This window comes from Micromonospora sp., assembly GCF_048594385.1.
Taxonomy (GTDB): Bacteria; Actinomycetota; Actinomycetes; order Mycobacteriales; family Micromonosporaceae; genus Micromonospora; species Micromonospora wenchangensis.
Genome location: NZ_JBMDWU010000462.1, coordinates 1 through 9,049 on the forward strand (window position 1 = coordinate 1; position 9,049 = coordinate 9,049).

The following is a 9,049-nucleotide window of genomic DNA, read 5'->3' on the forward strand; positions in this document are numbered from 1 at the left end:
CCGGGTCACTGTGGCCCGCGAGCCCGGGGACCCCGAGAGCCCCCGCGGCCCCCCCACGCGCCGCGGGCCGCCCCGGACAGCCGGGCCGCCCCTCGGCGCGTGCGGGGTGGTTCAGATGCCGCCCGCGCCCTCCGCCTGGGAGGCGAGCGCGGCGGCCGGGGGCGGCGGGGTTGCCTTCCCGACGGACTTGCGGCCCCGGGACAGCCGCCGCTGGACGAACTGGGCCAGCTTCGACAGCGAGTAGTTGGCCAGGATGAACAGCGCGGCGATCACCACGTAGACCTGGATCGGGTTGTCCAGCACGCCGATGAGCTGCTTGCCGATGTTGAGGGTCTCCTCGTAGCTGATGATGAAGCCCAGCGAGGTGTCCTTGAGCACCACGACGAGCTGGCTGATCAGCGCCGGCAGCATGATCCGGAACGCCTGGGGCAGCAGGATCATCCGGGTGGTCTGGGCGGGGGAGAGGCCGATCGCGGCGGCGGCCTCGGCCTGGCCGCCGGGCAGCCCCTCCATGCCGGAGCGCAGGATCTCGGCGATGACCACGGAGTTGTAGACGGTCAGGCCGATGACCAGGTACCACAGCGAGTCGAAGGAGATGCCGAACTCGGGGAAGCCCCGGGCCACGAAGAAGATGGTGAGCACCACCGGCAGACCCCGGAACACCTCGACGCAGACCCGGGTGACCGCCGAGAGCACGGCGCTCAGCCCGCGCAGCAGGTAGGCCACCGGGGTGGCCATCCCGGTGAAGCGTCGCCGGGTGAGGCTCTTGAGCTGGATGCGCAGCACCGCGAGCAGGGTGCCGACCACCAGCGAGGCGACGATGGCCAGCGCGGCGGCGGTCAGGGTGTTCTTCAGCCCGAAGCCGATCCGGTCCCACACCTGGGAGAAGTTCTCGTTGGAGGGGTCGACCAGCGGTCCCCACAGCTCCATCGAGAACTGACCCTTGTCGTCCAGCGGACGGTAGATCAGGAAGTACGCCCCGACGGCCAGCAGCACGGTGGCGACGATGCTGCTGATCAGGGTGATCCGGCGTTGGCGCGGGCCGGGGACGTCATACAGGACGCTGGTCTGCTGACTCATCGGGCCACCGCCTGTCGCTTCTCCAGCCGGTCGAGCAGTGCGCCGAGCGGCACGGTCATGATCAGGTAGCCGATCGAGATGCCGATGGCGACCGGGACGAAGGCGTAGCCCTCGGCGGAGGTGAGCTGGTCGGAGGTCTGAGACAGGTCGCCGACCACGCCGAAGAAGCCGATCAGCGCCGAGTTCTTGATCATGGCGATGATCACCGAGCCGAGCGGCACCACCGACGCCTTCCAGGACTGCGGCAGCACCACGTGCCGCAGGTTCTGGCCGAAGGTCAGGCCGAGCGACCGGGCGGCCTCGGCCTGGCCCGGCGGCACCGCGTTGACCCCGGAGCGCAGCGCCTCGCAGACGAAGGCCGCGGTGTAGAGCACCAGGGCGATCAGCGCGAAGCGGAAGTACGGCAGGTCGGTGCCGAGCCGGGTGAAGACCGAGTCCAGCACGGGGACGCGCAGGAAGTCGGCGTTGGAGCCGAGCGCCGGCAGGCCGAAGGCGGCGAAGAACATCACCACCGTCAACGGCATGTTCCGGAAGACGTTCACGTACGCGGTGCCGACGGCGCGCAACGGCGGCACCGGCGAGATGCGCAGCACCGCCACGACGGCGCCCAGGATCAGGGCGCCGATCGCGGCGAGTACGCAGATCTGGAGGGTGAGCCAGAAACCACCCGCGAAGACGTCGAACTTGTCGATGAGCACACTCACGGGTCGGTGTTCCTCCCCACCCTCCAGATCGAGGTCAGATCAGTAACGGTTGACGGTGGGCGCGCTGCCCAGCTCCGCGCCGAACTTGCCGGCGGTGTCGTCCCACGCCTTCTTCCAGCTGCCGTCGTTGAACGCCTTCTCCAGCGTGTCGTTGACGAAGTTGCGGAAGTCGTTGTCCTCCTTCTTCACCCCGATGCCGTACGGCTCCTTGGTGAAGTTGTCCCCGGCGAGCTTGAACGACGCCTCGTCCTTGGCGACGTAGCCGAGCAGGATCACGTTGTCGGTGGTGACGGCGTCGACCTGACCGCCCTTGAGGGCGTCGCGGCACTTGTCGTAGGTGTCGAAGAGCACCACCTGGGTGCCGACGTCCTTGACGTACTTCTTGATCTCCTCGGCCGGGGTGGACCCGGTCACCGAGCAGACCTTCTTGGTGCCGTCCTTGAAGGAGTCCGGACCGGTGATGGTGGTGTCGTCCTTCTTGACCAGGATGTTCTGGCCGGCCTCGTAGTACGGGCCCGCGAAGGCGATCCGCTCCTTGCGCTTGTCGTTGATCGTGTAGGTCGCCGCGACCAGGTCGACGGTGCCGTTGACGATGACGTCCTCACGGACCTTCGACGGCGTCTCGACGTACTCGATCTTGTCCTCGGGGATGCCCAGCTCCTTGACGATGAGCTTGGCGATCTCGACGTCGAAGCCCTCCGGCTTGCCCGACAGGCCCTTCTGGCCGAAGCCGGGCTGGTCGAACTTGGTCCCGACCTTGATCTTCTGCGCCTTGTTGAGCTTCTCCATGGTGCTGCCGGCGGCGAAGGACTTGCTGCCGGCGCCGGTGCCCTCGTCGGCGTCGTCGCCACCGCAGGCGGCCATGCCGAGCGCCAGAGTAGCCGCCGCGGCGACTGCCGCCACGCGCTTCATACGCATACTGAACTCCTTCTTCGTCGGAATGCACCGGTGACCGGCGCGCTCCACTACGGACGCCTAGTGCGTGAGGATCTTGGAGAGGAAGTCCCGGGCCCGCTCGCTGCGCGGGTTGGCGAAGAACTCCGTCGGCGGGGCGTCCTCGACGAGCTGCCCGTCCGCCATGAAGATCACCCGGTTGGCGGCGTGCCGGGCGAAGCCCATCTCGTGGGTCACCACCACCATCGTCATGCCCTCGCTCGCCAGCGAGGTCATCACGTCGAGCACCTCGCCGACCATCTCCGGGTCGAGCGCGCTGGTCGGCTCGTCGAAGAGCATCGCCTTGGGCTGCATGGCCAGCGCGCGGGCGATCGCCGCCCGCTGCTGCTGACCGCCGGAGAGCTGGGCCGGGTACTTGTCGGCCTGGTTGGCGATGCCGACCCGGTCGAGCAGGGCCAGCCCGCGCTCGCGGGCGGCGGCCGGCTTCTCCTTGCGGACCTTGACCGGCCCGAGGGTGACGTTCTCCAGGATGGTCTTGTGGGCGAAGAGGTTGAACGACTGGAAGACCATGCCGACCTCGCTGCGCAGCTTCGCCAGCGCCCGCCCCTCGGCCGGCAGCGGCCGGCCGTCGAAGGTGATCGCCCCGTCGTTGATCGGCTCCAGCCGGTTGATCGTCCGGCAGAGCGTCGACTTGCCCGAGCCGGACGGCCCGATCACCACCACGACCTCGCCCTTGCCCACCGAGAGTGACACGTCGTCGAGCACGTGCAGGGGGCCGAACCACTTGTTGACCTTGTCCAGCACGATCAGCGGTTCGCCGGTCGCCACGTCGTCCACCGTCCCTGTCGTCGTACCGGAAAGCGGGGTCGGTCGACCCCCGGTTGGGCCACTGTAGGCGGGGCGGCGTGGCGGATCGCAACCCAACGGGTCACGGAGAGGTAACACCGGTGTCGGGTGTACGCCGACGTCCGAATTCCGTCACCCCGACGGGCCGTCAGGTGGCGGTGCGGCGGGGTGACGGAGATCATGGGGGGATGACCGACCGGGTCCGCCTGACCGAGTACGCGCGTGGTGGCGGCTGCGCCTGCAAGATCCCGCCGGGGGAGCTGGAGGCGATGGTCGCCGGGCTCGGCCCGGCCACCGGCACCGCCGAGCTGCTGGTCGGCCTGGACCACGGCGACGACGCCGCGGTGGTCCGGCTGGACGGGCGGACCGGCGTGGTCACCACCGCCGACTTCTTCACCCCGGTCGTCGACGACGCCTACGACTGGGGGCGGATCGCCGCCGCGAACGCCCTGTCCGACGTGTACGCCATGGGCGGCATCCCGCTGGTCGCCATCAACCTGCTCTGCTGGCCCCGGGACACCCTCCCGCTGGAGCTGGCCCGGGAGGTGCTGCGCGGCGGGCAGGACGTGGCCCGGGAGGCCGGCTGCCACCTGGCCGGCGGGCACAGCGTCGACGACGACGGCCCCAAGTACGGGCTGGCGGTGACCGGGCTGGTCCGCCCCGACGAGTTGATCACCCTGGACGCCGGGCGGGCCGGGCTGCCGCTGTCGCTGACCAAGCCGCTCGGCGTCGGGGTGCTGAACACCAGGCACAAGGCCAGCGGTGAGGTCTCCGCCGAGGCGGTGGCGTCGATGACCACGCTGAACCGGGACGCGGCGCGCGCCGCCGTCGCGGCCGGCATCCGCTGCGGCACCGACGTGACCGGTTTCGGGCTGCTCGGGCACGCCTCGAAGCTGGCCCGCGCCAGTGGCCTGACGGTGGCCATCGACGCGGCCCGGGTGCCCTACCTGCCCGGTGCCCGCCAGGCGGCGCGCGACGGGCACGTCAGCGGCGGCACCCGACGCAACCTGGACTGGGTCAGCCCGTGGACCGGGTTCGGCTCGACGGGTGAGGCCGACCGGCTGCTGCTGGCCGACGCGCAGACCTCCGGCGGCCTGCTGCTGGCCGGCGAGGTGCCCGGTGGCACGGTGATCGGCGAGCTGCTGCCCCGGGGGGAGTCGATGGTCGTCGTCCGCTGACGGGCCGGCCGCGCGGGGGCCCCCGCCCCGGGGTGGGGGCCGGGTGGCCCGGACCGGCGGCGCGGATGACGGCGGCGGCGGGGCACCGTACCCGATAAACTGTCATTTTCCTGCTACTCGGCGCAGCGGAGCGTCAGGAAATTTTGCCCGGAATGGTCACAGACCGGTAACTTGTCCCCGGCTGGGGTCATATGCCCCCCACCATCGTCATTAAGGCCCGATCCGGAGGCCGGTGGGACGAACGCAGCGAGGAGGCGGCATGACCGAGCTGTGGAACTGGAGAATCGACGGGATCGCACCCGACGAGGTGTACCCGGCGCTGGCCGAGGCCCTCGGTCGGGTGGTGATGCCCCTGGCCGTGGCGGACCCGGCCCGGCTGCCCACGTACGCGGTGATCTGCGACGTCTGGGAGGCCCCGGGGGAGTTCGGGACGATCGTCGACTGCTACGGCGTACCCGAGTCGTTGCACGAGTTGAGCGCGGTCGCCGCGCTGGCCCGGCTGCTCGACCGGGACTGCCTGCTGGCCGACGACACCCTCGACGCCGGCCGGCACCTGCTGGTCGCCCCGGACGGCACGATCCGCCCGGTGCACTTCGAGATCACCGAGACCGACGACGGCGAGGTGCTCTCCGAGCGCCGGCTCTGCACCCTGGCGCACCCGGGCTGCCGGGGCTGGTCGCGGTGCTGCCGGTCGCGGTGGGAACCGGACTCGGTCAACCCGGCCCTCGCCGCCGCCTGACCGCCCCGCCCGGCCCGGCCCCCGCCGCGGTCCAATCCGAACCGGCCCCGCCGCGGTCCGATCCGGGCCGGTGAGCCGGGGTCAGGGGGCGGTCGGGCGGGCGCCCCGGACCTGCAACTGGTCCAGCAGGGTCGCGGTGGCGGCGGTCACCGCCTGCACCGCCGCGTCGAACGCCGCCGCGTTGTGTGCCGCCGGGGCCCGGAAACCGGACACCTTCCGCACGTACTGCAACGCCGCCGCCTCGATGTCGGCAGGGGTGACCGTCGGGACGTACGGCTCGCGCAGGGTCTTGATGCTCCGGCACATGGTTCCTCCTCGTCGGGGTCTTCCCGGTCGGCCCGGGTCGGTCGGCCCGGATACGCTGTGCACGTCATGACTACCGCAGCCGCGGGCAGCCCGCGCACCTACCAGGTGCGCACGTACGGCTGCCAGATGAACGTGCACGACTCCGAGCGCATCTCCGGCCTGCTCGAACAGGCCGGTTACGTGCGGCTCGCCGAGGCCGACGACAACCCGGACGTGGTGGTGTTCAACACCTGCGCCGTCCGGGAGAACGCCGACAACCGGCTCTACGGCAACCTCGGTCACCTGCGCCCCGTGAAGGACAGGCACCCCGGGATGCAGATCGCCGTCGGCGGTTGCCTGGCCCAGAAGGACCGCGGCGACATCGTCCGCAAGGCCCCCTGGGTGGACGTGGTCTTCGGCACGCACAACATCGGCTCGCTGCCGGTGCTGCTGGAACGGGCCCGGCACAACACCGCCGCCGAGGTGGAGATCCTCGAATCCCTCGACGTCTTCCCGTCCACCCTGCCGACCCGGCGCGAGTCGACGTACGCCGGCTGGGTGTCGATCTCGGTGGGCTGCAACAACACCTGCACGTTCTGCATCGTGCCCTCGCTGCGCGGCAGGGAGAAGGACCGCCGCCCCGGTGACGTCCTCGCCGAGGTGCGCGCGCTGGTCGCCGAGGGCGTGCTGGAGGTGACCCTGCTCGGGCAGAACGTCAACTCCTACGGCGTCGAGTTCGGCGACCGGTACGCCTTCGGCAAGCTGCTGCGCGCGACAGGTGAGATCGACGGGTTGGAACGGGTCCGGTTCACCAGCCCGCACCCGAAGGACTTCACCGACGACGTGATCGCCGCGATGGCCGAGACCCCCAACGTCTGCCACTCGCTGCACATGCCGTTGCAGTCCGGCTCGGACGACGTGCTGAAGGCGATGCGCCGGTCATACCGGTCGGAGCGCTACCTCGGCATCATCGAGAAGGTCCGCGCGGCGATGCCCGACGCGGCGATCACCACCGACATCCTCGTCGGCTTCCCCGGCGAGACCGAGGCGGACTTCGAGCGCACCCTCGACGTGGTCCGCGCGGCCCGGTTCTCGTCGGCGTTCACCTTCCAGTACTCCAAGCGCCCCGGCACCCCGGCCGCGACCATGGACGGCCAACTGCCCAAGCAGGTCGTGCAGGAACGCTACGAGCGGCTGATCGCCTGCGTCGAGGAGATCACCTGGGCGGAGAACAAGCGTCTGGTCGGCGAGACCGTCGAGGTGCTGGTCGCCGTCGGCGAGGGCCGCAAGGACGACCGCACCGGCCGGCTCTCCGGCCGGGCCCGCGTCGGCCGCCTGGTGCACTTCGCCACCGGCGGGCCCGGTGAGCCGGGCGCGGCCGGCACCGTCCGGCCGGGCGACATCGTGCACACCACCGTCACCTACGCCGCCCCGCACCACCTCAACGCCGACGGCGCGCCGCTGGCACACCGCCGCACCCGGGCCGGGGACGCCGCCGAGGCGGGCCGCGCCCCGCGTACCCCCGGGGTGTTGCTCGGGTTGCCCACGGTCGGTGCGCCGGCCGCGCCGCCCGCACCGACGGCCGGCTGCGCCGCGCACTGACGCCCCGGCCGGGGCCCGCTACCGGCGGACCCCGACCGGTGCCCGGTCAGACCGAGATCCGGCCCGCGCCGGCACCCGCCGTCACGATGGACTTCACGCTGCTCGCGTTGTCCAGGGTGTACGGGTACGGGATGCCGGCGACGCTGCCGCCGGTCTGCCCGGCGGGCGAGTTGACGAAGTGGTTGTTGCGGGCCACCAGGCTTCCCGGCCCGGAGTCGGCCTCGCCGAGGTGGTAGGTGTCCTTGACGTTCTCGAAGTAGTTGCCCTCGACGAGCACCCCGGCGCTCATCGTGGACGCCACGCCGTAGCCGGCGTTGTTGTAGTAGTAGTTGTTGTAGACGTGCACCGGGTTGCCGAAACGGACCCGGGGGTTGCGCTGCTTGCTGCCGTCGTACCAGTTGTGGTGGTAGGTCACCCGCAGGTGGCCGATGTCCTGGCCGCCGTTGTCGTCGCTGTGCCCGAGCAGCATCGTCTTGTCGTGGCTGTAGACCCGGTTCCAGGAGACGGTGACGAAGTCGGAGCCGCGCTTGATGTCGACGGTGCCGTCGTAGCCGTTGCTGAACGTGTTGTGGTCGATCCAGATGTTGGTGGCCGAACTCTCCACGTTGACCGCGTCGTCGCTCCAGTTGCGGAACGTCAGGTTGCGGATGATCACGTTGCGGTCGCCGTTGACGGTGAACCCGCAGCCGACGATCGTCGCCCCGGCGTTGCCGAGCACGGTCTTGTTGGAGCGGACCCGCAGCATGCCCGAGCAGTTGATGGTGCCGGAGACCCGGATCACCGCCGCGCCGGTGGCGTTCAACGCGCTGGTCAGCGCCGAGGCGGTGGAGACGGTCGTCGCGCCGGCGCTGCCGCCGCCGGTGGTGCCGCCGTTCTGGGTGGCCCAGCCGACCAGGCCGGTCTGCGGCACGCTGGGCGGCGGGGTGGTCGCCGGGGGCGTCATCGGCGGGGGTGTGGCCGACGGCGGGGTGGTCGGCGCACCGGTGGGGGCGGTGCTTCCGGTGCAGGTCACCCCGTTGACGGTGAAGCTGGTCGGCGCCGGGTTGCTGGAGTTGTTCCAGGTGCCGTTGAAGCCGAACGAGACGCTGCCGCCGGTCGGCACGCTCCCGTTGTAGCCCACGTTGGTGGCGGTCACCGTGCTGCCGCTCTGGGCCACGGTGGCGTTCCAGGCGTCACTGACCGTCTGGCCGGCCGAGTACGACCAGCGCAGGCTCCAGCCCGACAGCGGGTCGCCGAGGTTGGTGATGGTGATGTTGCCGGTGAATCCGCTCTGCCACTGCCCGCCGACGGTGTAGCTGACCGCGCAGCCGGGGGCGGCGTGGGCGGCGACGGCGGTGAGCGTGCCGGTGGCGAGCAGGGCGACGGTGGTGGCGGCGATCAGCGTCGTACGACGCCGAGGTGTGCGCATGCTGCGTCCCTTTCGGGTGGGACAGGCGGCCGTCGACGGGGGAGCCGCCGGTGGTTGCCGTGCCCGTGGGCACCGGTGACTCGCCGCGTTCGCCGATCGGCCCCTGCCGGGGGGTCAGGTCGGTACGAGGTGGCTCCCGTGTGGTGCGCCCGCGGCCCGGACAAGCGCTTTCCCGAGCAAAGCATAGACAGTGACGGATGTAAATCGGCATGCCGGCCACCCACCCGACGGTGCCGAACCAGCCGGCGGGGGCGGGGGGGTGGGCGGCGGGGGCGGCGTGGTGGCCGGCGGCGGGGGCGGGGGCGCCGGCACC

General features: G+C 71.1%; 9 protein-coding genes. 3 read left to right on the top strand and 6 right to left on the bottom strand.

Features of this window, described 5'->3' with window-relative positions; genetic code table 11:
• Positions 1 to 111: 111 nt before the first annotated feature.
• Genes ACOJTC_RS25215 through ACOJTC_RS25230 form a run of 4 tightly spaced genes read right to left on the bottom strand, consistent with a single transcriptional unit; the run spans position 112 to position 3,515 of the window.
• Positions 112 to 1,080: an amino acid ABC transporter permease gene (locus tag ACOJTC_RS25215; RefSeq protein WP_420118747.1), complete on the bottom strand. Its 969-nt coding sequence runs from the start codon at positions 1,078 to 1,080 to the stop codon at positions 112 to 114.
• Complete coding sequence (locus ACOJTC_RS25220; protein WP_420118748.1) at positions 1,077 to 1,784, bottom strand: amino acid ABC transporter permease; 708 nt, start codon at positions 1,782 to 1,784, stop codon at positions 1,077 to 1,079. Before ACOJTC_RS25220 ends, ACOJTC_RS25215 begins: the two co-directional genes overlap by 4 nt.
• Positions 1,785 to 1,823: 39 nt before the next feature.
• Complete coding sequence (locus ACOJTC_RS25225; RefSeq protein ID WP_420118749.1) at positions 1,824 to 2,702, bottom strand: glutamate ABC transporter substrate-binding protein; 879 nt, start codon at positions 2,700 to 2,702, stop codon at positions 1,824 to 1,826.
• 57 nt (positions 2,703 to 2,759) lie between these two features.
• Positions 2,760 to 3,515 carry an amino acid ABC transporter ATP-binding protein gene (locus tag ACOJTC_RS25230; RefSeq protein ID WP_420118750.1) on the bottom strand — a complete coding sequence of 252 codons (756 nt, stop codon included), beginning with the start codon at positions 3,513 to 3,515 and terminating at the stop codon, positions 2,760 to 2,762.
• A 197-nt stretch (positions 3,516 to 3,712) separates the two neighbouring features.
• On the opposite strand from ACOJTC_RS25230, the gene selD reads away from it, so the two are divergent.
• Both selD and ACOJTC_RS25240 read left to right on the top strand, forming a co-directional pair.
• On the top strand, positions 3,713 to 4,702 hold the full coding sequence (gene selD, locus ACOJTC_RS25235) for a selenide, water dikinase SelD (protein ID WP_420118751.1): 990 nt from the start codon (positions 3,713 to 3,715) through the stop codon (positions 4,700 to 4,702).
• 259 nt (positions 4,703 to 4,961) lie between these two features.
• Complete coding sequence (locus tag ACOJTC_RS25240; protein WP_420118752.1) at positions 4,962 to 5,441, top strand: hypothetical protein; 480 nt, start codon at positions 4,962 to 4,964, stop codon at positions 5,439 to 5,441.
• An 81-nt stretch (positions 5,442 to 5,522) separates the two neighbouring features.
• Here ACOJTC_RS25240 and ACOJTC_RS25245 read toward each other — a convergent pair whose 3' ends face one another.
• Positions 5,523 to 5,747 carry a DUF2277 family protein gene (locus ACOJTC_RS25245; protein WP_420118753.1) on the bottom strand — a complete coding sequence of 75 codons (225 nt, stop codon included), beginning with the start codon at positions 5,745 to 5,747 and terminating at the stop codon, positions 5,523 to 5,525.
• A gap of 66 nt (positions 5,748 to 5,813) precedes the next feature.
• On the opposite strand from ACOJTC_RS25245, the gene miaB reads away from it, so the two are divergent.
• Positions 5,814 to 7,328: a tRNA (N6-isopentenyl adenosine(37)-C2)-methylthiotransferase MiaB gene (gene miaB, locus ACOJTC_RS25250; RefSeq protein WP_420118754.1), complete on the top strand. Its 1,515-nt coding sequence runs from the start codon at positions 5,814 to 5,816 to the stop codon at positions 7,326 to 7,328.
• Positions 7,329 to 7,374: 46 nt separating this feature from the next.
• Here miaB and ACOJTC_RS25255 read toward each other — a convergent pair whose 3' ends face one another.
• The gene (locus tag ACOJTC_RS25255) at positions 7,375 to 8,736 is read right to left on the bottom strand and encodes a cellulose binding domain-containing protein (RefSeq protein WP_420118755.1); all 1,362 of its coding nucleotides are present in this window, start codon (positions 8,734 to 8,736) and stop codon (positions 7,375 to 7,377) included.
• Positions 8,737 to 9,049 lie beyond the last annotated feature (313 nt).

Bases quoted from the DNA above. Each gene is read 5' to 3' on its own strand.
- ACOJTC_RS25245 (WP_420118753.1), bottom strand. From the start codon at position 5,747: ATGTGCCGGAGCATCAAGACCCTGCGCGAGCCGTACGTCCCGACGGTC.
- ACOJTC_RS25225 (WP_420118749.1), bottom strand. From the start codon at position 2,702: ATGCGTATGAAGCGCGTGGCGGCAGTCGCCGCGGCGGCTACTCTGGCG.
- miaB (WP_420118754.1), top strand. From the start codon at position 5,814: ATGACTACCGCAGCCGCGGGCAGCCCGCGCACCTACCAGGTGCGCACG.
- selD (WP_420118751.1), top strand. From the start codon at position 3,713: ATGACCGACCGGGTCCGCCTGACCGAGTACGCGCGTGGTGGCGGCTGC.
- ACOJTC_RS25215 (WP_420118747.1), bottom strand. From the start codon at position 1,080: ATGAGTCAGCAGACCAGCGTCCTGTATGACGTCCCCGGCCCGCGCCAA.
- ACOJTC_RS25255 (WP_420118755.1), bottom strand. From the start codon at position 8,736: ATGCGCACACCTCGGCGTCGTACGACGCTGATCGCCGCCACCACCGTC.
- ACOJTC_RS25240 (WP_420118752.1), top strand. From the start codon at position 4,962: ATGACCGAGCTGTGGAACTGGAGAATCGACGGGATCGCACCCGACGAG.